Raw genomic sequence first — 22,354 nt, 5'->3', positions numbered from 1 at the left:
ATTGCAATCCAGACACGGCCTTGTTGCAGCTTATGCCAGCTTTGGGGCGATTTGTGGCCGGATTGTGCTTGGGGACGCCGCGGTTTTTGTTAACGATTGATGCGTTTCACGGCATCAGCGCGCCGGCATATCTCCGGGTGTCCAAGCTGCATTAACTGGTCAAGAGACCATGTCGTTGACACTTTTGGCCGGCGCAGCAAAAAAATAATCTACTTTACTATTCTAGGCAGTAAAAACCCCGCGACGCGCAGGGCGAGGCGGGGCGCTTGACGCAAAGACTGCCGGGTCAGGCGTGCTTGCTGCGGGCGAAGGTGTTGAGTGACACCACCCGGGTCTTGCCGATGCGGTGGCGGTAGATTTCGCGCAGATAGCACACCGCCTTCTGCACATGCTCGCGGGTCAGGCGGATGTCGTTGATCGAGACGAACTTCTTCGAGTCGCGGATCAACTCGCGGTATTTCTTCTCGTACATCGGCTTGATGGCGAACCAGTTGGTGTCGAGGATCTTGGCTGGGTTCTCGTAATCGTTCAGCAGCCTCTCCAGCACCGTTTCGTCGAAATGCTCGGCGGTGATCAGCTCCAGTATCGTCTTGTCCAGACTGTCGTCGAAGCGGTGGTTGCCGTGGGCGAAGCAGCGCTTGATGAAGGCGACGATCAGCGTCAGGAAGTCGTCGCTCAGGCAAGGGCTTTTCGCCACCAGCGTGGTCAGCGACAGGTTGGTGGAGGCGCCGATCACCAGCGCGTAGCGCTTCAGCGTGGTGCTGGGGAACAAGTCGTTGAGGTGGCGCTTCAGGCGGTTCAGATCCAGGTAGGACAGCTTGTAGCCCTTGGGCAGAGACAGGATGGCGACGACCGACGAGCAGTTCTGGAAAAAGAACAGCTGGTTCAGTTTTTCCGGCGCGTAGCCGGACTGCTTGTAGTCGGCCAGCGCGGCGCGGTAGCTGGCCGATTCTATCGGCAGCAGGCTGATGCCTTCTATCGCCTGGGTCTGCTGGTTGAAGTGCGGCAGGTCTATCGAGCGGAAGAACAGGTCGTCGATGTCCAGCTTGTTGACGAAGCCGTCCGAGCCCAGCGGGTCGGACACCACCGATTCGGCGTAGGCTACCGCCACCGGGCCTGCCAGGCTCATGAACAGGTCGTTGGCGTCCAGCCGTATCGTCTCGCCCATGTCGATCCCGGCGCGCAGGAAGTAGTTCTCGTCGTAGTCGCTGGTGACGGCCTGGGCGGTGAGGATGTTGAAGATCTGCTGCGAGATGTACTGGTTGGCGTGGCGCTCCATCGCGTTGACGTCCAGATTCTCGATGCTGCCGGCGTCGTTCTCCTCGGCGTAGCGCATGATGTCGTTGGAGATCAGCATCATCGCGTTCCACGGCCGGATGCGGCGCATCACGCTTTCGGCGCCGGCTTCTTCATTGTCGAAGTTGTAGGAGAAGTCCCATTCTTCCGACAGGTATTTGCACAAAAGGCGGCCGGCGTTGATGTGCAGCGCCTCCGAGCCCTCGGCGTGCTGGCCGGATATGTTGGGCAGGATGCAGATGCCGCTGGTGAAGATGGGCTCGAACACGAAGCTGTAGTCGTCGGCCTGCTCGGGCTTGCCTTCGCTGCGGGTTTCGAAGGTCTTGCTCATGTAGGCGTACTGCTGCGCCAGGCCGAACTCCGACGCCATGCCGGAGCCGGTGCCGCCGCCGGCGCTGAAGATGTAGAAATACAGCCGCGACTGGTTGGCCTTGATGCCGCAGGAGTCCACCAGGTAGGAGTGGATCAGCGTCCAGTCCGGGTCGGAGAAGCTCAGCGTGTCTTTGTTGAGGATGATCTTGGCCAGGTACTGGCCCAGGATGGGCGCGTTGCCGGCGCCGCCGGCGTGGATCTCGGCCAGATCCATGATCTTCATCTTGTTGTAGCTGTTGAGGAAATCGCCCTGCTCGCCGCGGCGCGAGAAACGGATGCGGCCCTTGATGTCCTTGTCCAGGTCGCCCAGCATCACCATCGGTTCGATCAGGAAGGCCGGCTTGGCCGTCTTGTGGGTCGACAGCAGGTTGCGGCGTATCCAGCGCCGCGGCCGCTGCTCTTGTTCCGGCGCGCTCTTGTCGTCCTGATTGAACTCGTTCAGGTAGAACTTGCGGGCGTTGTACACCAGGGTGGCCACATCCAGCGCGATATTGGAGCCGCAACGGCCCAGGCCGATCAGGCAGACCGAGGGGAAGGGACGCTCCAGCGGATTGTCCTGGTCATCCTCTGCATCGCGGGTGAAGGCCATGCCGCGCAGCGTGTTCAGATGCTGCAGGATGCGATTGGTGTCGTGTTCGATGAAGTATTGGTACAGCCCGGCGTTGCCGCGTTCGTTCAGGCTGAGCAGATGGCGGGTGGACACCGGCTGCGGGGAGGCGGCGGCGGTGGTGTCGCTGTCGCTGTCGTCGGCGGAGGGGGTGTTCGAGGATTGGTCGTACATTGATTGCATGATCATCCATTCTCTATTCAGGTTACCCGGGTAAGGGGTGGTCGTGCCGGCACTGGGCCTTGCGTCCTGTTTGCAGCGAAGCGTATATGATAATTTTTGGTGTTATTCACACTCCATTGTCAGGGGCAATTACCTTTTTGACTACAAAATTCTGTGTTGCGGGCCGGGAGAGGGAAACCGTCTGCGGCGAACATGCCGCAAGCCGGAGAAATGGGGCGATGGCGGATTGGCGGGGAAATGAAAAACGCCGCCTGGAAACCGGCGGCGTTTGGCGGAGCGGGGTGGTGTCGCGTCAGATGCGGCGCGCCAGCTCTTCTGCCTTGCCCAGGTAGTTGGCGGGAGTCAGCTCCAGCAGGCTGGCCTTGACGCTTTCCGGCAACTCCAGGCTCTTGATGAAGGCGTGCAGCGTCTCGCGGGTGATGCCGCCCTTGCCGCGGGTCAGCTCTTTCAGTTGCTCGTACGGATTGGCCACGCCGTAGCGGCGCATGACGGTCTGCACCGGCTCGGCCAGCAACTCCCAGGCGTTGTCCAGCTCGGCGGCGATCAGAGCCGGGTTGATCTCCAGCTTGTTCAGGCCCTTCAGGCAGGATTTCAGGCCCAGAATGGTGTAGCCGAAGCCGACGCCCATATTGCGTAGCACGGTGGAGTCGGTCAGGTCGCGCTGCCAGCGCGACAGCGGCAGCTTCTCCGCCAGGTGGCCCATGATGGCGTTGGCCATGCCCAGATTGCCTTCGGAGTTCTCGAAGTCGATTGGATTGACTTTGTGCGGCATGGTGGAGCTGCCGACTTCGTCCTTCTTCACCTTCTGCTTGAAGTAGCCCAGCGAGATGTAGCCCCAGATGTCGCGGTTGAGGTCGATCAGAATGGTGTTGACGCGGCTCATCACCTGATACAGCTCGGCCATGTAGTCGTGCGGCTCGATCTGGATGGTGTAAGGGTTGAAAGTGATGCCCAGACCGGTGACAAAGCGGCCGCACAGGCTTTCCCAGTCGATGTCCGGGTAGGCCACCAGGTGGGCGTTGTAGTTGCCCACCGCGCCGTTGATCTTGCCCAGGATTTCCTGGTGGACCAGTTGCTCGCGCTGGCGTTTCAGGCGGTGCACGGCGTTGGCCAGCTCCTTGCCCATGCTGGACGGGGTGGCGGGCTGGCCGTGGGTGCGGCACATCATCGGCACGTTGGCCAGCTCGTGAGCCAGCTTCTGCAGCTTGTGGATAACTTCGTCCAGCGCCGGCAGCACCACGGTGTTGCGCGCGGTCTTCAGCATCAGCGCGTGGCTGAGGTTGTTGATGTCTTCCGAAGTGCAGGCGAAGTGGATGAATTCGCCGGCGGCCATCACTTCCGGATTGCCGGACAAGCGTTCCTTCAACCAGTATTCGATCGCCTTGACGTCGTGGTTGGTGCGCACTTCGATCGCCTTCACCTCTTCGCCGTGCTCGACGCTGAAGTTGGCGATCACGTCGTCGATCTCGCGGATGGTGGCGTCGGAGAACGGCTTGACCTCTTCGATGCCGGGCTCGGCGGCCAGCATCTTCAGCCATTCCAGTTCCACCTTGACGCGGCATTTCATCAAACCGAACTCGGAGAACAGGTTGCGCAGGGCTTCGACCTGGCTGGCGTAGCGGCCATCCAGCGGGCTCAGGGCGGTCAACGTAGTCAGATTCATGCGGGGTATTTCCAAACGTGGTTTGCCAAACAGCGGCAGGTTGCAATACAAACGGCGTGAAACCGGGTGTCGGGCATGGCTTGCCATGCCGTCGCTGCGTTCTCTCAATAGTAGAAGGTCGGCGCGCGCTTGCCGCCGAGCTGTCTTCAGCTCAAAACAAACGGGCGACTGGCGCCCGTTGTTTCCGCTTACATGCCGGGCATCATGCCCTTCATGCCGCGCATCATCTTCATCATCCCGCCCTTGGATGAGAACTGCTTCATCATCTTCTGCATCTGCTCGAACTGGGCCAGCAGGCGGTTCACTTCCTGCACCGTCACGCCGGAGCCGGTGGCGATGCGGCGCTTGCGGCTGGCCTTGATCAGTTCCGGTTTGCGGCGCTCGTCCGGCGTCATCGAGTTGATGATGCCCTCGATGCGGCGCATCGACTTTTCCGCTTCCGCGCCCTGGATGCCCTTGGCCATCTGGCCGATCTGGCCCGGCATCTTTTCCAGCAGGTTGCTCATGCCGCCCATCTTCTTCATCTGCTGCATCTGGGCCTTGAAGTCTTCCAGGTCGAAACCCTTGCCGGACTTCAGCTTCTTGGCCATCGCCGCCGCTTCGTCCTGGTCTATGCCTTTCTGCACTTCCTCGATCAGCGACAGCACGTCGCCCATGCCCAGGATGCGGCTGGCGATGCGGTCGGGATGGAAAGGCTCGATGGCGGCGACCTTCTCGCCGACGCCGATGAACTTGATCGGCTTGCCGGTGACGTGGCGCACCGACAGCGCGGCGCCGCCGCGCGAATCGCCGTCCATCTTGGTGAGGATCACGCCGGTCAGCGGCAGCGCCTCGTTGAAGGCTTTGGCGGTGTTGACCGCGTCCTGGCCCTGCATCGCGTCCACCACGAACAGCGTTTCGATCGGGTTGACCGCGGCGTGCAGCGCCTTGATCTCCTCCATCATCGCTTCGTCGATGGCGAGGCGGCCGGCGGTGTCCACCAGCAGCACGTCGAAGAAGTGGCGGCGCGCGTGGTCGATCGCGGCGCGGGCGATATCCACCGGTTTTTGCGCGGCGTCGGACGGGAACCACTCCACGCCCACCTGCGAGGCCAGCAGCTTCAGCTGCTCGATGGCGGCGGGACGGTAGACGTCGGCCGATACCACCAGCACTTTCTTCTTCTGGGTCTCTTTAAGCCTTTTGGCCAGTTTGCCGACAGTGGTGGTCTTGCCGGCGCCCTGCAGGCCGGCCATCAGTACGATGGCAGGGGGCACGGCGGCCAGGTTAAGCTCGTCGTTCTTGTCGCCCATCAGCTTGACGAGCTCTTCGTTGACCACGCCGACCAGGGCCTGGCCCGGGGTCAGGCTGCCCATCACATCCTGGCCCAGCGCGCGCTCTTTCACCTGGGCGATAAAGGTCTTGACGACGGGCAGCGCCACGTCGGCCTCCAGCAGCGCCATGCGCACTTCGCGCATCGCGTCCTGAATGTTCGATTCGGTCAGCCGCGCGTTGCCGCGCAAGGTTTTCATCACGCCGGACAGGCGGTTGGTCAGGTTGTCTAGCATGGTGCTGTCCTTACTGTCTGCCAACGGACGGCAGGTTGGTGTAGACTTTCAAACTGTCGATTTTACCACGAGCCGCCGGGTCAGCGCCCGGATTTGATCACACACCATAATATGACCAGCCTCCTGCTCGTTTTGTCCCTGTTCCTGATCCTGTCCTACGGGGCGTTCACCTGGCATTACTTCGCCAACTGGAAAGGCACGGCCCGCTGGCCGCGCAATCCCAGGGTGGAGCATAGTCTGCTCGGCATCCTGCTATTGATCCAGGCGCTGGTGGTGGTGGCGCCCTTGAGCGTCAGCGGCGGCCTGTCGCTGGGCGTCGGCCACGCGCTGGGGGTGATGGTGTGGATCATGTTGCTGATCTATTGGACCTGCAGCTTCTTCTACCGGGTGGAGGGCTTGCAGTTGTTCATGATGCCGCTGGCGATGGCCGCGCTGGCCTTCGCCATCGCTTTTCCCGGCCGCCACATGGTGAATGACCTGTCCAATCCGGCTTTCGTGCTGCACATCCTGGTTTCGATGCTGGCCTATAGCCTGTTCGCCATCGGCGCGCTGATCGCGGTGCTGATGCTGCTGCTGGAGCGTTCGCTGCATCACAAGCGGGCCTCGCTGCTGGCCAAGCAATTGCCGCCGCTGCTCACGCTGGAAAAGATGATGTTCCAGGTGATTGCCGTTGGTTTTCTGTTGCTGACCGTGGCGTTGGTGACCGGAGTGGTCTTTTCCGAAGAGGTGTTCGGCAAGGCTGCGGCGTTGACGCACAAGACCGTGTTCAGCGTGCTTTCCTGGCTGTTGTTTGCCGCGTTGCTGTTGGGCCGGCGGCTGCAGGGCTGGCGCGGCAGGGTGGCGATACGCTGGACTTTGGCCGGCTTCCTGTCATTGATGCTGGCATACGTGGGTAGCAAGGTGGTTTTAGAATTGATCCTGCAGCGCGGATAGCCGCCTGTCGCGTCAATGAAAACCTCTGTCTTGCACCTTCAATAAGGAGTTCTGCCATGAAGAAGCTGTTTGCTGTTTTTGCCGGCCTGCTGCTGTTGTGCAATTTCGCGCTGGCCGCCGTTAATCTGAACACCGCCACCGCGCCGCAGCTGGAGGCCCTGCAGGGCATTGGTCCGGCCAAGGCCAAAGCGATTATCGACTACCGCAGCAAGAACGGCCCGTTCAAGACGGTGGATGATCTGAAAAAAGTCTCCGGCATCGGCGACAAGACGCTGGAAAAGCTGCGCAAGGACCTGACCGTGGGCGGGGCGGCTCCGGCCGCCAAGCCGGCGGCGAAACCGGTAGCCGCCAAATAGTTACAATGATCCGCGCCTGGCGATGCCGGCACGGCAAGATAAACCGCCAATCCGCGAACCGCGGGTTGGCGGTTTTTTCATGCCTTTGGTGTTTTCGTGGTTTTCGCAATGGTGGCGTAGCGCCGCTTTTTTGTTGCTAAATTGAAACATTTTGTGGGATTTGTTGCTTTTGCACCGCATGCAAAGCAGGAGTGGGTGGGCGCAAACTGTTTGTTAACAATGATGTAGCTTAATGCTGTTGTTTTTTTGGTAATTTTTACCGGCCTGCGCCGGGTGATCTTTGTTTTTTTGCAACGTCGGTCTTATATTGCTTTCAGCGATCGACGGAATATACCGTCGGCACATAAATGTCCGGGCTGCCGGCCAGGCCGGTAAGTCAACAGGACACAATCAACTGACTTGAAAGGATCTGCAATGAACAAGAAGCTCATCGCATTGGCACTGGCCGCCCTGCCTGCCGCCGCCATGGCGGACGTCACCATCTACGGCACTATCGCCGGCGGCGTGGAGTCGCTGAAAACCTACAACTCCAACACCACTGCGTTCAATGGCGATTTACAGGCGGGGCGGTTACAAACCCGCACTGAAATCAACGACTGGGTTTCCTATCTCGGTTTCAAAGGCAATGAGGACCTGGGCAACGGCTTGAAGGCGATCTGGCAGGTGGAAAGCCGTTTGAACATCGATGGCAGCTCGTCGACGACCACGGTTAACGGCGTCTCCCGAAACAACAACACCGGTACGCTGGCTACCCGCGATAGTTTCGTGGGTTTGGCTGGGGATGGCTGGGGCAAGGTGCGTATCGGTAGGTTGTCCGACTACGCCAACTCCGACATGGAACAGGTTGATCCGGGCCACTACAGCAACAACGGCGGTGTCGGCAACAGCTCTACCAGCGTAGGCGGCTTGGCCATGTTTACCCGTATCGACGGTCGCCACAATAACGCCGTCCGCTATGACAGCGACAATTGGGCTGGTTTTAGCTTGGCTGTGCTGTATGCCGCCGATGAGGCCCGAGCCAACGTGAACGGCGTCACGACCAACAACCAGTTCTCCAACATCGGCCTGAGCTACGAAAATTCCGGCTTCTTCGGCAAGTACAACTACGGCAGCTATGGCGATTCCAGTCTGGTTAGCGGTGGTAGTCTGAAGGATTGGCACCGTTTCGAAGGTGGCTACAATGCCAACAATATCTACGTGGCTTTGGGCTTCCAACAGGCGCGCGGCTATGTCGGCGTGACTACTGCCGGGGGCGCGGTGACTGGCTTCACCGATAATGGCGGTGCCTACTATAACATCAACGCCTTGGTGGCCAATCTGAGCGGCTTGAATGCGCAGAATCCGGGTGCAGGCTCTCTCACCAGTGGTTCTTTGTATCTGACCCGCACGCGTGAGATTGCCCTGACTGGCGGTTACACCTTCGGCGCCTTCACGCCCTATCTGAGCTACGCCAAGGGCTATAACGCCAACGTGTCCGGTTTTGGCGATCTGAGCAATACGGGTTACGACCAGTGGGTGGTGGCGCTGGATTACGCGTTGTCCAAGCGTACCGACATTTACACTTCCTATGGCCAAGTGAACTGGAAATTCCAGGGTTCGCAGAACGAAAGCTCTTTCGGACTGGGCATGGTTCACCGCTTCTGATCCGGCACTTCGCCTGTCGTAAAAGGACTGCCTCGGCAGTCCTTTTTTCATGCGGTGTCGAATGATGCTGCTCCGAGACCGTGAAGTCATGCCGATACCGGCATCAAGGCAGGATTTGTGGCGGAGCGCTGACGGTATTTTGCATATACTATCGTCAAAGCCTGTCCCTGATCGTGACTACAACGTCAAAACTGGATCGATTTCGCTTATGGAAGCTTCGGCAGGGATTTCCGGCCTGGGTAGGGCCCTGGTTCAGCATAATATGCTGTTGCAGCAGGATGCGGATGCCATCCTGCGTCAGGCGTCGTCTTCGCATATCAGCTTTGTCGAGCAGTTGATACTCAGCAAGAAGATGAGCTCGCAAGAGATTGCCGTGTTCGCCTCGAAGATATTTGGCTATCCCTTGCTGGACATGGGCGCGCTGGATACCGAGCAGTTGCCCAAGGGCCTGGTCGACGACGAGCTGATCGCCAGCCGCCGCCTGCTGCCTTTGCTCAAGCGCGGCAACAAGCTTTACATCGGCACCTCCGATCCCACCCAGACCTCGGCCTATCATGCCATCACCTTCAAGACCGGCCTGACGGTGGAGATTGTCGTCGTCGAAGACGACAAGTTGACCAAGATGCTGGGACGCTATCAGGATAATTCCACCTCGGCGCTGAAGGAGCTGGAGAACGAGGATTTCGGCGATCTGGAGTTCGCCGATCCCGACGCGCAGGCCGACAGTTCGCCGCAGGTGGAGGTGGACGACGCGCCGGTGGTGAAGTTCATCCACAAAATGCTGCTGGATGCGATCGCAGGCGGCGCGTCGGACATTCATTTCGAACCTTATGAAAAATATTACCGAATCCGCTATCGGGTGGATGGGATATTGAAGGAGGTGGCGCAGCCGCCGCTGATCCTGAAGGAAAAGATCGCCTCGCGCATCAAGGTGATTTCCAAGCTCGACATCTCGGAGAAGCGGCTGCCGCAGGATGGCCGCCTCAAACTGGTGATTTCCAAGAGCCGCGCCATCGATTTTCGCGTCAGCACGCTGCCTACGCTGTATGGCGAAAAGATCGTGATGCGGATACTGGACTCCTCGGCCGCCTCGCTGGACGTCGAGCAGCTGGGCTTCGAGCCGGAGCAGAAGCAGCTACTGCTGACTGCGATCGCCCGGCCTTACGGCATGGTGCTGGTGACCGGGCCTACCGGCAGCGGCAAGACGGTATCGCTGTATACCTTTCTGAATATCCTGAACAAGTCGGACACCAATATCGCCACGGCGGAGGACCCGGTGGAGATCAACCTGCCCGGCATCAACCAGGTCAACGTCAACGAGCGGGCCGGACTGACTTTCGCCTCGGCGCTGAAGGCTTTCCTGCGGCAGGATCCGGATGTGATCATGGTCGGCGAGATCCGCGATTTTGAAACCGCCGACATCGCGATCAAGGCGGCGCAGACCGGGCACATGGTATTTTCAACCTTGCACACCAATAATGCGCCGGCGACACTGACGCGGATGCTGAATATGGGCGTGGCGCCGTTCAACATCGCCAGCTCGGTGCTGCTGATCATGGCGCAGCGCCTGGCGCGCCGCCTGTGCAGCCATTGCAAGAAGCCGCTGGAGATTCCGGAAGAGGCGCTGCTGCGGGCGGGCTTCCGCAAGGACGAGCTGGATGGCAGCTGGCAGCCCTATGGCCCGGTGGGCTGCGAGGAATGCCGCAACACCGGCTACCGCGGGCGTACCGGGATTTACGAGGTGATGCCCATCAGCGACGCGATGACGCGCCTGATCATGAAAAACGGCACCGCGGTGGATATCTCCGATCTGGCCTTGCAGGAGGGCATGGTCGATCTGCGCCACGCCGGGTTGCTCAAGGTGAAGCGAGGGGTGACGTCCTTGGCGGAAATCGAGGCGGTGACCAACGACTGAGCATGGGCGATCCTCAGGCCATGGCGCCGCTTTGGGCCGCCGGCCAGTTCAGACAGGGAAGGCTTGAGCTATGGCTACGACAGCGGGGAAAAAGACGAATCCCGGCTACATCTGGGAGTGGGAAGGCAAGGACCGGTCCGGCAAGGGGATACGCGGCGAATTACGCGCCGAGTCGGAGAACGTCGCCAAGACGCAGTTGCGGCGCCAAGGCATCAATGTGGTGAAAATCCGCAAGCGGCGCACCGGTTTCGGCAAGCGTATCACCGAAAAGGACATCGCGCTGTTCACGCGTCAGCTGTCCACCATGATGCGTGCCGGGGTGCCGCTGCTGCAGGCTTTCGACATCGCGGCCAAGGGCCACAGCAATCCGGCGGTGACGCGGATGCTGCTGGAGGTGCGCGCCGACGTGGAGACCGGCCTGTCGCTGGCCGAGTCCTTCCGCAAGCGGCCGCTGTATTTCGACAAGCTGTTCTGCAACATCATCGCCGCGGGGGAAACCGGCGGCGTGCTGGACACCTTGCTGGACAAGCTGGCGACCTACAAGGAAAAGGTGATGGCGATCAAGGCCAAGATCAAGTCGGCGATGATCTATCCGTCGGCCATTGTCGGCACCGCCTTCATCATCACCGCGGTGATCATGATCTACGTGATCCCGGCGTTCAAGGACCTGTTTTCCAGCTTCGGGGCCAACCTGCCGGCGCCGACGCTGTTCGTGATCTGGCTGTCGGACCAGTTCGTGCATTTCTGGTGGCTGATCTTCGGCACCCTGTTCGGCGGGCTGTTCGCCTTCTTCTACGCTTTCAAGCGCACGCCCAAGCTGCAGGAACAGATGGACCGCATCCTGTTGCGGCTGCCGGTGATCGGCGACATCATCCGCAAGGCCACCATTGCGCGCTGGGCGCGCACGCTGTCCACGCTGTTCGCCGCCGGGGTGCCGCTGGTGGAGGCGTTGGACTCGGTGAGCGGCGCGGCCGGCAACCAGGTATACGCCGAGGCGACGCGCCGGATCCAGGCGGATGTCAGCACCGGCTCCAGCCTCAATTACTCGATGCAGCGCACCGATCTGTTTCCCAATATGGTGCTGCAGATGACCTCCATCGGCGAGGAGTCGGGTTCGCTGGACCAGATGCTGGACAAGGTGGCCGACTTTTACGAGGAAGAGGTGGATAATGCGGTGGCCGCGCTCTCCAGCCTGCTGGAGCCGGCGATCATGGTGATATTGGGGGTATTGATCGGCGGTCTGGTGATCGCCATGTATATGCCTATCTTCAAAATGGGTCAGGTGGTGGGTTGATGCTGCAGGATATTTCGTGGCTGTTGGCCACGCATCCGGTTTATCTGACAGGCGTGGTCCTGGTGCTGGGGCTGCTGGTGGGCAGTTTTCTCAATGTGGTGATCCATCGTTTGCCAGCGATGCTGGAGGCTGAATTCCTGGCGGACAGCGTCGGCTATCTGGCGGAGAACCGCCGTTTTCCCGAACTGCAGTTGGCCGCGCAAGGCGCGGCGGCCGCGCTGGGGGGCGAGGCAAGCTGCAATTTGTGGCGTCCGGGCTCGCATTGTCCGGCGTGCCAGGCGCCGGTGCGGCCCTGGCAGAATATCCCGCTGCTGAGCTTTGTGCTGCTGCGCGGCCGCTGCCGTGCCTGCAGCGTTGCCATCAGCCCGCGTTATCCGCTGGTGGAGCTGCTGTGCGGCGCCTTGTTCGGCTTCCTCGCCTGGCAACTCGGTTGGGGCTGGCCGCTCGCCGGCGCCCTGCTGTTGACGGCGGCGCTGTTGGCGCTGACCTTTATCGACATCGATATTCAATTGCTGCCGGACTGCGTGACGCTGCCGCTGTTGTGGGCCGGCCTGCTGTTCAATTGGCACACCGGCTTGGTGTCGTTGTCATCCGCATTGCTGGGCGCGGTGTTTGGCTACCTGTCGCTGTGGCTGGTATTTCATGTGTTCAAGCTGCTGACCGGGCGCAACGGCTTCGGCTATGGCGATTTCAAGCTGCTGGCGGCGCTGGGCGCCTGGCTGGGCTGGGGCATGCTGCCGCTGATCATCCTGCTGTCGTCGCTGGCGGGCGCAGTGGCCGGAATGACGCTGCTGGCGCTGTCCAAGGTGAAGAGGGGGCAGGAGATTCCGTTTGGCCCCTATCTGGCGGTGGCTGGTTGGGTGGCGCTGGTGTGGGGGCCGCAAATCGTGGGCGGGTATCTGACATGGCTATCCCGGTAGTTGGCCTGACCGGCGGCATCGGCTCGGGCAAGAGCGCCGCGGCGGACCGGTTTGCCGAGCTGGGGGTGCCGGTGGTGGATACCGACCGCATCGCGCATCAATTGACTGGCCCCGACGGCGCCGCGATGGCGGCGATTGCGCGCGAGTTCGGCCCGGCGGTGGTGACCGAGGCCGGCGCGCTCGACCGCGCGGCGATGCGCGAGCTGGCGTTCGCCGATCCGGCCTGCCGGCACCGGCTGGAGGCTATCTTGCATCCGGCCATCCACGCCGAGAGCCTGCGCCAGCTGGAGGCCGCGCGCGGCGACTATGCGTTGCTGGTGGTGCCGCTGCTGTTTGAAAGCGACCGTTACGCTCCCTTGCTGGCGCGCAGCCTGGCGGTGGATTGCCGCGAGGATATCCAGCTGGAAAGGGTGATGCGGCGCAATGGCCTGAGCGAAAGCGCGGTGCGCGCCATCATGGCGGCGCAGCTGCCGCGGGAGAGAAGATGCCTTTTGGCCGACGATATCATCGACAACAACGGCAGCTTGGCCGAATTGAGGCTTCAAGTTGATGCCAAACACAGTTATTATCTGGCAAATCTTGTCAATGCATTGTATAAGGCTTCCCGCAAGCCATGGAGAAGGGCAGATCTGCCGTGATCAGTTTTGAATTTCCTGTCACCGAGCGCACCCGTATTCTGCTTCGCCTGGAATACCTGTATGGGCGGCTGGCCTACTTCGTCGGCAAGGATGACCCTTACGATCACCACGCCGCGTTGCAAGTGCTGTTCGAGCTGATGGAGACGGCGTCGCGCGCCGATCTGAAGGCGGATCTGTTGCAGGAGCTGGAGCGGCAGAAGCAGGTGCTGGAGGCGCTGCGCGAAAACCCGAATGTGGCCGAGGAAACGCTGGAGGGCGTGCTGGAGGAGATCGAGCGCGCGTCGGGCAAGCTGCTGGCGCTGACCGGCAAGTTCGGCCAGAACCTGCGCGAGAACGAATGGCTGATGGCGATCAAGCAGCGCGCCGGCATTCCCGGCGGCACCTGCCAGTTCGACTTGCCTTCCTACCACCTGTGGCAGCAACGCTCGGCCGAGACGCGCCGCCAGGACCTGCAGCGCTGGGCCGCCCCGCTGATGCCCACCGCCGACGCCTCTGACATCCTGTTGCGCCTGTTGCGCGACAGCGGCAAGACCCACCATTACGTGGCGCGCAAGGGCGCATTCCAGCAGATGTCCGGCGGCAAGGTGGTGCAGCTGATCCGCGTCGCCTACGACGACAATCTGGAACTGCTGCCTGAGCTGTCGGCCAACAAGTATGCGCTTAATATCCGTTTCATCAGCGCGGTCACCGGCGAAGCCCGGCCGCGCCAGATCGAACAGGATGTCGAGTTCTACCTCACCAATTGCAAATTCTGAGTCCATGTCCGAAACCGTCCGCATTGTCGCCTGTCCCACCTGCCGCGCCGAAGTGCGTTGGGAGCCGCAAAGCCGCTACCGCCCCTTCTGCAGCGAGCGCTGCCGTTTGATAGACCTGGGGCAGTGGGCCAGCGAATCCTACAAGGTGCCGGCTCAGGAGGAGTCGCCGCCAGGCGAAACCCTGCCGCCGACTCACTGAGCCATCCGCGTCAGCCATGAAAAAAACCGCCAGCGTCAGCCGGCGGTTTTGTTTTTGCCGGGGCGCTTCAGGCGCGTGCGGCCAGCGCGGCGCCCGAGGCGAAGTAGTGCTTGACGCCGCTGAAGATGGCATTGGCCATCTGCTGCTGGAAGTCGGCGGTCAGCAGCCGCTGCTCTTCGTCCGGATTCGAGATGAAGGCGGTTTCCACCAGGATGGACGGGATGTCCGGCGCTTTCAGCACCGCGAAACCGGCCTGCTCCACCGCGTTCTTGTGCAGTTTGTTAAGGCCGCCCAACTGGCCCAGCACCGTTTTTCCCAGTTTCAGGCTGTCGTTGATGGTGGCGGTTTGGGTCAGGTCCAGCAGCGTGTGCGCCAGATACTTGTCCTTGCTGGCTATCTTGACGCCGCCTATCAGGTCGGAATCGTTCTGCGTCTGCGCCAGCGCCTTGGCGAAGGCGCTGGTAGCGCCTTTTTCCGACAGCGCGAACACCGACGAACCGCGCGCGGCGCGGTTGGGCGCCGCGTCGGCGTGGATGGAGACGAACAGGTCGGCGTTCAGCTTGCGCGCCTTGGCCACCCGCACGCCCAAGGGAATGAATACGTCGTCGCTGCGCGTCATGTAGGCGCGCATATTGGGTTCCGCGTCTATCAGCTGCTTGAGCTGGTGGCCTATCTTCAGCACCACGTCCTTCTCGCGGGTGCCGACCATGCCGATGGCGCCGGGGTCTTCGCCGCCATGGCCGGGGTCCAGCATCACCACGATGGGGCGGCCGTTGTTCTTGGCTTTGGGCTTGATCTGCGCCGGCGGCTGCTCCAGCTTGCCCTTGTTGTAATCCTGCAGCAGCGCCAGCAGCGGGTCGTCCTGCTGGCCGCTGGCCGGATACAGGTCCACCACCAGCCTATGCTGGTATTCCGCCACCGGGGTTAGCGTGAAAGCCTGCGGCTTGACGTCGGTTTTTAGTTCCAGCACCAGCCGGACGGTGTCCGGGTCGAACTGGCCGGCGCGGGCGGTGGCGATGTAGGGATCGGCGGCGGCGATCTGGCCGCTGATGTCCTTGAGCACGCCGTTCAGCTGCACGCCTTGCAGATCGATCACCAGCCGGCTGGGATTGGCCAGCGTGAACTGCTTGAACTGGATGGCGGAGCTGGACTCCAGCGTGATGCGGGTGTAGGTGGACGAGGGCCAGATGCGCAGGGCGACGATCTGGCTGCCGGCGGCAAAACCATTGCGGCTGACGGCAAGCAAAAAGGTGGCGGCGGCTACGCCTAGCAGCGCGCGGCGTTTCGGGTCGAAAGTCGAAGCAGGCATGACTGTCCGGTTTGAGTCTGAGCTTGAAATTGATAAGTGCGACCCTCGCCGGCTACGGCAAGTTCCAGCACGATGTCGGCCGGGGGGAGCAGGCTGTCGGCCTTTTCCGGCCATTCCACCAGGCACAGACTGTGCTGGCCGAAATATTCGTTGAAGCCGGCGTCGTTCCATTCTTCCGGGTCGGCGAAACGGTACAGATCGAAATGGTGGACACTATATTCGCTAAGGGCGTAGCTTTCCACCAGGGTGTAGGTGGGACTTTTCACCTTGCCGGCGTGGCCCAGCGCGCGCAGCAGGCCGCGGGTGAAGGTGGTCTTGCCGGCGCCCAGGTCGCCCAGCAGATGCACGGTCAGGCCGGGCGCCGCGGCGGCTGCGAAGGCCGCGCCCAGCGCCAGGGTCGAGCTTTCGTCCGGCAGGCTGCCGCTATGAACGCTGGTATCATCCATCGCCATGACTGAGAATTCTCCTCAAAAACCGGATTATCCCGAATTGTCGCGCCAAATCAAGGCCTGGGCCGTCGAGGCCGGCTTTGCCGCGGCGCGCATCACCCGCGCCAGCTTGCCGGCCGAAGCCGAACAGCGGCTGCAGGCATGGCTGGCGGCGGGTTTTCACGGCGAGATGGAGTACATGGCGCGCCATGGCTCGCTGCGCCTGCGGCCCGCCGAGCTGGTGCCCGGCACGCTCTCCGTCATCTCGCTGCGGATGAACTATTGGCCGGCGGCGCGGGCCGCCGAGCAGGTGCTGGCCGACCCGTCGCGAGCCTACCTGTCGCGCTACGCGCTGGGGCGCGACTATCACAAGGTGCTGCGCAACCGCCTGCAAAAGCTGGCCGAGCGCATCCAGCAGCACATCGGGTCTTTCGGTTTCCGGGTGTTCACCGACAGCGCGCCGCTGGCCGAGGTGGCGCTGGCCTCGCAGGCCGGACTCGGCTGGCGCGGCAAGCACACGCTGTTGCTGACCAAGAACCAGGGCTCGCTGTTCTTCCTGGGGGAAATCCTCACCGATCTGCCGCTGCCGGCCGACGACGCCGAGGACGGCCATTGCGGCCGCTGCCGCAAGTGCCTGGATGTCTGTCCCACCGGCGCCATCGTCGAGCCGTACACCGTGGATGCCCGCCGCTGCATTTCCTACCTGACTATAGAACTGAAGGGCGTCATCCCCCAGGCGCTGAGGCCCTTGATCGGTAACCGTGTGTACGGCTGCGACGACTGCCAGCTGTTCTGCCCGTGGAACCGTTTCGCGGTGGAAACGGCGGAAACCGACTTTGCGGTGCGTCATGGTCTGGACGACGCCAGTCTGGTAGAACTGTTCGATTGGAGCGCCGACGATTTTCGCGAGCGCATGGCCGGCAGCCCGATCTACCGCATCGGCTACCACAAATGGCTGTCGAATCTGGCGGTGGGCTTGGGCAATGCGCCGACATCGCCCGAGGTGATCGCCGCCTTGCGGCGGCGGCTGGATTTTCCCGACGAGCTGGTGGCCGAGCCGGTGCGCTGGGCGCTGTCCCGGCATGGCGAGTCCTGTTGATTCAGCCGCGCGAGGGCGCGATCACCAGCGATTCTCCCTCCAGCACCACTTTGTCGCCCACCAGGCACTGGGTGGCGAGTTTGACCCGTTTCTTTTCCGGAAACAGCTCCACCACGCTGACGCGGGTGGTGACGGTTTCTCCCAGCCGGACCGGCGATTTGAAGCGGGTGGTTTGCGACAGATAGATGGTGCCGTAGCCGGGCAGCTGGGTGCCGATCACGCCGGAGATCAGGCTGGCGGTCAGCATGCCGTGCACGATGCGGGTTTCAAACTTGGTCGCTGCGGCGTAGACCTGGTTCAGATGCACCGGGTTGTTGTCGCCGCTGACGGCTGAGAACAGCAGCACGTCGGCCTCGGTGATGGTCTTGCCGGCTTCGGCGTTGTCGCCGACTGCGATGTCTTCGAAATAGACGGTCATGACGACTCCCGCTGGTTATGACAGGGAAATGCTGCGGTGCATTGTGACAGCTTCCGCCTGAAATGCAAACCACCGGCAAATGTCGTACTATCGACGCCGAGTTGCATTTTCACCACGCGTCATGCGCTGGCGTACAAACCAAACGCTCGTTTGAAATTTGCTTGGGGCATAATCAGGCTCAGCTGGCCGTCGTTGCCTTCCGCGTTCGATTAACCCACAGATGTTTGCTGGAGGAATATGAAAGTTCTAGTCGCAGTGAAGCGCGTTGTCGATTACAACGTGAAAGTCCGCGTCAAAGCCGACGGCAGTGACGTTGATATCGCCAACGTCAAGATGTCGATGAACCCCTTTGACGAAATCGCCGTGGAAGAGGCGGTGCGTCTGAAGGAGGCCGGCAAGGTCAGCGAGATCGTGGTGGTCTCGATGGGCGTCAAGCAGTGCGAGGAAACCCTGCGCACCGCGCTGGCGATGGGCGCCGACCGCGCCATCCTGGTGGAAACCGACACCGAGCTGCAGCCCCTGGCGGTGGCCAAGCTGCTGAAGGCGGTAGCCGACAAGGAACAGCCACAGCTGGTGATCCTGGGCAAGCAGGCGATCGACGACGACGCCAACCAGACCGGCCAGATGACCGCCGCGCTGCTGGGCTGGTCGCAAGGCACTTTCGCCTCCAAGGTAGACCTGGCGGCCGAGACCGTGGATGTGATCCGCGAGATCGACGGCGGCCTGGAAACCGTCAAGCTGCGCCTGCCGGCGGTGGTCACCGCCGACCTGCGCCTGAACGAGCCGCGCTTCATCAAGCTGCCCAACATCATGGCCGCCAAGAAAAAGCCGCTGGACAAGACCAGCCCGACGGATCTGGGCGTCGACGCCGCGCCGCGTCTGAAAACCCTGAAAGTGGCCGAGCCCGCCAAGCGTTCCGCCGGCATCAAGGTGGCAAACGCCGCCGAACTGGTGGCCAAACTCAAGAACGAAGCAAAGGTGCTGTAAGACATGGCTATCCTCGTTATCGCTGAACACGACAACCAGAGCCTGAAAGCAGGCACGCTCAATACCGTCACCGCCGCCGCCAAACTGGGCGAGGTGCATGTGCTGGTGGCCGGCCACAACGCCGCCGCCGCCGCCGACGCCGCGAAGAACCTGGCCGGCGTGGCCAAGGTGCTGCTGGCCGACGCCGCCCATTACGCGCACGGCCTGGCGGAAAGCCTGTCCGCGCTGGTGGTGGACCTGGCCAAGGGCTACAGCCATGTGCTGGCTCCGGCCACCTCCTTCGGCAAGAACCTGCTGCCGCGCGTGGCCGCCTTGCTGGACGTGGCGCAGATCTCCGAGATCGTCGCCATCGAGTCGGCCGACACCTTCGTGCGTCCGATCTACGCCGGCAACGTCCTGGCCACCGTGCAGTCGGCCGACGCCGTCAAGGTCATCACCGTGCGCACCACCGCGTTCGATTCCGCCGGCCAGGGCGGCAGCGCCGCCGTGGAGAGCATCGCCGCCGCTGCTGACGGCCAGCTGTCCGCTTTCGTCGGCCAGGAACTGACCAAGTCCGACCGCCCGGAACTGGGTTCGGCCAAGGTCATCGTGTCCGGCGGCCGCGCGCTGGGTTCGGAAGAGCAGTTCAAGGCGGTGATCGAGCCCTTGGCCGACAAGCTGTCCGCCGCCGTCGGCGCCTCGCGCGCCGCGGTGGACGCCGGCTACGCGCCCAACGACTACCAGGTGGGCCAGACCGGCAAGGTGGTGGCGCCGCAGCTCTATTTCGCCGTCGGCATTTCCGGCGCGATCCAGCACTTGGCTGGGATGAAGGACTCCAAGGTGATCGTCGCGATCAACAAGGACGAGGAAGCCCCGATCTTCCAGGTGGCCGATTACGGCATCGTCGGCGACCTGTTCACCGTGGTGCCGGAACTGATCGCCGAGCTGTCGAAGTAAGCGACAGCCGGGGGAGGGAAGGCTTCTCCCCCGACCGAGCAGGCAATATAGCCGCCGGAACACACAACAGCAGCCGGCGCCCAATTGATGAGCGCCGGCTTTTTCACGGCCCGGCCTTGCTGGGCCAACGCGAGAGAAACAGAGGAGAGGGCGATGATTTATCAAGCACCCGTCAAGGACATGCGTTTTGTATTGAACGAGCTGGCCGACCTGCCGGCAATCTGCGGGTTGCCCGGTTACGGCGAATGCTCGGTGGAGCTGGTGGACGCCGTGCTGGAAGAGGGCGCCAAGTTCGCCGAGGGCGTGCTGGCGCCGATCAACAAGGACGGCGACCAGGGCGCCAAGTGGCGCGATGGCGAGGTGACCGCCGCGCCGGGCTTCAAGGACGCTTGGCAGCAATATGTGGAGTCGGGCTGGGTGGGCCTGCGCGCGCCGGAAGCGTTCGGCGGGCAGGGCATGCCGGCGCTGGTGGCGGCGGCGGTGGAAGAAATGTGGTGCGCTTCCAACCTGGCCTTCTCGCTGGCGCCGCTGCTGACGCTGGGCGCGGTGGAAGCCATCCACCACCACGCTTCCGATGAGCTGAAAGCCATTTACCTGCCGCAGATGGCCAGCGGTCAGTGGACCGGTACCATGAACCTGACCGAGCCGCAAGCCGGTTCCGACCTAGCCCAGGTACGCTCGCGCGCGGTGCCGGCGGCGGACGGCAGCTACCGCGTCAGCGGCCAGAAGATCTTCATCACCTGGGGCGAGCACGATATGGCGGACAATATCGTCCACTTGGTGTTGGCCCGCCTGCCGGATGCGCCTGCCGGGGTGAAGGGCATTTCGCTGTTCATCGTGCCCAAGTTCCTGGTGAACGCCGACGGGTCGCTCGGCGCGCGCAACGACGTGCGCTGCGTGTCGCTGGAGCACAAGCTGGGCATCCATGGCAGCCCCACCGCGGTGATGAGCTTCGGCGACAACGATGGCGCGGTGGGCTATCTGGTGGGCGAACCCAACAAGGGCCTCAACTACATGTTCACCATGATGAACCATGCCCGCCTGGGCGTGGGCATCGAAGGCATGGCGGTATCCGAACGCGCCTACCAGAAGGCGGTGGAGTACGCGCGCGAACGGGTGCAGAGCCGCGCAGTGGGGTCGCCCGATCCGGCCGGCGTGCCCATCATCCAGCACCCGGACGTGCGCCGCATGCTGATGACCATGCGCGCCCAGATCGAGGCGCAGCGCGCGCTTACCTTCTACACCGCCGCGGCGCTGGACCGCGCCGGCCGCCACCCGGCGCCGGCCGAAGCGGCGCGCAACCAGGCGCTGCTCAACTTTCTGATTCCCATCGTCAAGGGCTGGAACACCGAGCAGGCCAACGAGATCACCAGCCTGGCGCTGCAGGTGCACGGCGGCATGGGCTTCATCGAGGAGACCGGCGTCGCCCAGTACTACCGCGACGCCCGCATCACCGCCATCTATGAAGGTACCACCGGCATTCAGGCGCTGGACCTGATCGGCCGCAAAACCGCGATGGACCACGGTGTCACCGCCCGCGCTCTGCTGGCCGAGGCCCAGTCCAGCGCGGACAAGCTGGCGGCGGCCGGCTTCGACAGCATCGCCCGCAATCTGGCGGCAGCCATCGGCGACGCGGAGCGCTGCGTGGCCTTCATCCTGGAAACCTTCGGCCAACAGCCGCAACTGGCCGCGGCCGGCTCGGTGCCCTTCCTCAAGCTGATGGGCATCGTGCTGGGCGGCTGGCAATTGGGCCGCGCCGCGCTGATCGCCCGGGAGCGGCTACAGGAGGCCGACGCCGACCAGGACTTCCTCAACGCCAAGCAGGTGACCGCGCGCTTCTACGCCGAGCATCTGCTGCCGCAGACGGCCGGCCTTGCCGCCGCCATCCTGCATGGCGCGGATAGCGCGCTGGCGCTGGCCGACAGCCAGTTCTGAGCGAAGAAAAAACCGTTTACGACGCCGCGGCCTTGCCGCGGCGTTTTTTTATGCGAAAATGCCAAAAGTTTGCTTTTACATGGTGGCGAATCCATTGCCAATGGGCGTAAAACCAAGAGTAGGGTTGTTTGTCTGTAAATATTAACAATGGCTAAATTTCTACCTGTCATCAAATCTACGGGCAAGCTATTGCAAAATGGCGCTCTTGCTGCTTAATCTAACGAGCCTGCAGCCGCAGTTGTTCTGCATAATTTTTATAACGGGAAGCCGATGGGTTCTGGGGATAAGACAAGATTGAGCCGCAAACCGGATTTCAGCCGCTGGAAGTTGCCGGGCCGGCAATGGCACAAGGGGTTGCCCGCCCTGGCCATGGGACTGGCCGCTTTCTGGCTGGGACAGCAACTGACGGCGCTGCTGGCGCCGTCAGCGCAGGCCTATCGCACTCTTGCCCCGGCCCAGCCGCAGACGGCCGCCGCCGGCACGGCCCAGGCCCACTGGTTTGGCGAGCCGCCGCAGCAGCCGGTGGCCGCGCCGCCGCCGGTGCGCCTGCTGGGCGTGTACGCGCCCACGCTGCCGGGCGTGGAAGGTTTCGCCATCATCGACAGCAACGGCCATGCCCAGGCGCTATTGCAGGGCAAGCAGACCATCGACGGCTGGGAACTGGTGAAGATCGTTCCCAACGGCGTCACCATGCGCTCCGGCGGCAATGAACAGTTTGTGCCGCTGCAGCCGCGCAACGGCGGCGGCGTCGCTGTCGGAGACGGCGATGCCGGCCAGGCCATGCAGCCTCCGCTGCAGCCAGGCCAGATGCAGCCCGCCGGCCCCGGCGCGATTCCGGTGCCCGTTCCAGGCCAGAATTCCGTACCCGAAGCCCCGCCACAACCAGCGGTAGATCCTGCCGCGATGATTCGCCAATAAGAGAG

20 protein-coding genes are annotated in these 22,354 nt (G+C 62.4%); 14 read left to right on the top strand and 6 right to left on the bottom strand.

Annotated elements, in window-relative coordinates; all coding sequences use genetic code 11:
- Positions 1 to 286 precede the first annotated feature (286 nt).
- From BI344_RS11490 to ffh, 3 genes are all read right to left on the bottom strand, one after another.
- Entirely contained in the window at positions 287 to 2,464 is a 2,178-nt protein-coding gene (locus BI344_RS11490) for a hypothetical protein (RefSeq protein ID WP_095210814.1), read from the bottom strand.
- A 286-nt stretch (positions 2,465 to 2,750) separates the two neighbouring features.
- Positions 2,751 to 4,121, bottom strand: a complete 1,371-nt coding sequence (gene purB, locus BI344_RS11485) for an adenylosuccinate lyase (protein WP_071113089.1) — start codon at positions 4,119 to 4,121, stop codon at positions 2,751 to 2,753.
- A 188-nt stretch (positions 4,122 to 4,309) separates the two neighbouring features.
- Positions 4,310 to 5,665: a signal recognition particle protein gene (gene ffh / locus BI344_RS11480; protein WP_071113121.1), complete on the bottom strand. Its 1,356-nt coding sequence runs from the start codon at positions 5,663 to 5,665 to the stop codon at positions 4,310 to 4,312.
- A 111-nt stretch (positions 5,666 to 5,776) separates the two neighbouring features.
- Between ffh and BI344_RS11475 the strand changes: the two genes are divergently transcribed.
- From BI344_RS11475 to yacG, 9 genes are all read left to right on the top strand, one after another.
- Positions 5,777 to 6,598, top strand: a complete 822-nt coding sequence (locus BI344_RS11475; protein WP_071113088.1) for a cytochrome C assembly family protein — start codon at positions 5,777 to 5,779, stop codon at positions 6,596 to 6,598.
- A gap of 56 nt (positions 6,599 to 6,654) precedes the next feature.
- Entirely contained in the window at positions 6,655 to 6,954 is a 300-nt protein-coding gene (locus tag BI344_RS11470; protein WP_071113087.1) for a ComEA family DNA-binding protein, read from the top strand.
- Positions 6,955 to 7,368: 414 nt separating this feature from the next.
- Entirely contained in the window at positions 7,369 to 8,598 is a 1,230-nt protein-coding gene (locus BI344_RS11465; protein ID WP_071113086.1) for a porin, read from the top strand.
- 208 nt (positions 8,599 to 8,806) lie between these two features.
- On the top strand, positions 8,807 to 10,513 hold the full coding sequence (pilB, locus tag BI344_RS11460; protein ID WP_071113085.1) for a type IV-A pilus assembly ATPase PilB: 1,707 nt from the start codon (positions 8,807 to 8,809) through the stop codon (positions 10,511 to 10,513).
- Between the two features lie 70 nt (positions 10,514 to 10,583).
- Positions 10,584 to 11,807 (top strand): type II secretion system F family protein, encoded by a 1,224-nt coding sequence (locus tag BI344_RS11455; protein WP_071113084.1) that lies wholly within the window; start codon positions 10,584 to 10,586, stop codon positions 11,805 to 11,807.
- Entirely contained in the window at positions 11,807 to 12,727 is a 921-nt protein-coding gene (locus BI344_RS11450; protein ID WP_071113083.1) for a prepilin peptidase, read from the top strand. Before BI344_RS11455 ends, BI344_RS11450 begins: the two co-directional genes overlap by 1 nt.
- Positions 12,712 to 13,365 (top strand): dephospho-CoA kinase, encoded by a 654-nt coding sequence (coaE, locus tag BI344_RS11445; RefSeq protein WP_071113082.1) that lies wholly within the window; start codon positions 12,712 to 12,714, stop codon positions 13,363 to 13,365. The genes BI344_RS11450 and coaE overlap by 16 nt, the downstream gene beginning before the upstream one ends.
- Positions 13,362 to 14,120 carry a cell division protein ZapD gene (zapD, locus tag BI344_RS11440; RefSeq protein WP_071113081.1) on the top strand — a complete coding sequence of 253 codons (759 nt, stop codon included), beginning with the start codon at positions 13,362 to 13,364 and terminating at the stop codon, positions 14,118 to 14,120. Before coaE ends, zapD begins: the two co-directional genes overlap by 4 nt.
- Positions 14,121 to 14,124: 4 nt before the next feature.
- Positions 14,125 to 14,319 carry a DNA gyrase inhibitor YacG gene (gene yacG, locus BI344_RS11435; protein WP_071113080.1) on the top strand — a complete coding sequence of 65 codons (195 nt, stop codon included), beginning with the start codon at positions 14,125 to 14,127 and terminating at the stop codon, positions 14,317 to 14,319.
- A 67-nt stretch (positions 14,320 to 14,386) separates the two neighbouring features.
- Here the strand turns inward: yacG and BI344_RS11430 are convergent, their stop codons facing one another.
- Together BI344_RS11430 and tsaE are read right to left on the bottom strand one after the other, a co-directional pair.
- On the bottom strand, positions 14,387 to 15,628 hold the full coding sequence (locus BI344_RS11430) for an N-acetylmuramoyl-L-alanine amidase (protein ID WP_071113079.1): 1,242 nt from the start codon (positions 15,626 to 15,628) through the stop codon (positions 14,387 to 14,389).
- Positions 15,586 to 16,074 carry a tRNA (adenosine(37)-N6)-threonylcarbamoyltransferase complex ATPase subunit type 1 TsaE gene (gene tsaE, locus BI344_RS11425; RefSeq protein ID WP_420837173.1) on the bottom strand — a complete coding sequence of 163 codons (489 nt, stop codon included), beginning with the start codon at positions 16,072 to 16,074 and terminating at the stop codon, positions 15,586 to 15,588. The genes BI344_RS11430 and tsaE overlap by 43 nt, the downstream gene beginning before the upstream one ends.
- Positions 16,075 to 16,078: 4 nt before the next feature.
- Between tsaE and queG the strand changes: the two genes are divergently transcribed.
- On the top strand, positions 16,079 to 17,155 hold the full coding sequence (gene queG, locus BI344_RS11420; protein WP_071113077.1) for a tRNA epoxyqueuosine(34) reductase QueG: 1,077 nt from the start codon (positions 16,079 to 16,081) through the stop codon (positions 17,153 to 17,155).
- Position 17,156: 1 nt separating this feature from the next.
- Here queG and BI344_RS11415 read toward each other — a convergent pair whose 3' ends face one another.
- On the bottom strand, positions 17,157 to 17,573 hold the full coding sequence (locus BI344_RS11415; protein WP_071113076.1) for a MaoC family dehydratase: 417 nt from the start codon (positions 17,571 to 17,573) through the stop codon (positions 17,157 to 17,159).
- A gap of 237 nt (positions 17,574 to 17,810) precedes the next feature.
- On the opposite strand from BI344_RS11415, the gene BI344_RS11410 reads away from it, so the two are divergent.
- From BI344_RS11410 to BI344_RS11395, 4 genes are all read left to right on the top strand, one after another.
- Positions 17,811 to 18,560: an electron transfer flavoprotein subunit beta/FixA family protein gene (locus tag BI344_RS11410; protein WP_071113075.1), complete on the top strand. Its 750-nt coding sequence runs from the start codon at positions 17,811 to 17,813 to the stop codon at positions 18,558 to 18,560.
- Between the two features lie 3 nt (positions 18,561 to 18,563).
- Entirely contained in the window at positions 18,564 to 19,496 is a 933-nt protein-coding gene (locus tag BI344_RS11405) for an electron transfer flavoprotein subunit alpha/FixB family protein (protein WP_071113074.1), read from the top strand.
- Between the two features lie 153 nt (positions 19,497 to 19,649).
- Entirely contained in the window at positions 19,650 to 21,431 is a 1,782-nt protein-coding gene (locus tag BI344_RS11400; protein WP_071113073.1) for an acyl-CoA dehydrogenase, read from the top strand.
- Between the two features lie 294 nt (positions 21,432 to 21,725).
- Complete coding sequence (locus tag BI344_RS11395) at positions 21,726 to 22,349, top strand: hypothetical protein (RefSeq protein WP_071113072.1); 624 nt, start codon at positions 21,726 to 21,728, stop codon at positions 22,347 to 22,349.
- Positions 22,350 to 22,354: the final 5 nt, after the last annotated feature.

Origin of the sequence: Chromobacterium sphagni (genome assembly GCF_001855555.1) — a bacterium.
GTDB classification, from domain to species: Bacteria; Pseudomonadota; Gammaproteobacteria; order Burkholderiales; family Chromobacteriaceae; genus Chromobacterium; species Chromobacterium sphagni.
This window is presented reverse-complemented; position numbering and strand designations above follow the sequence as displayed.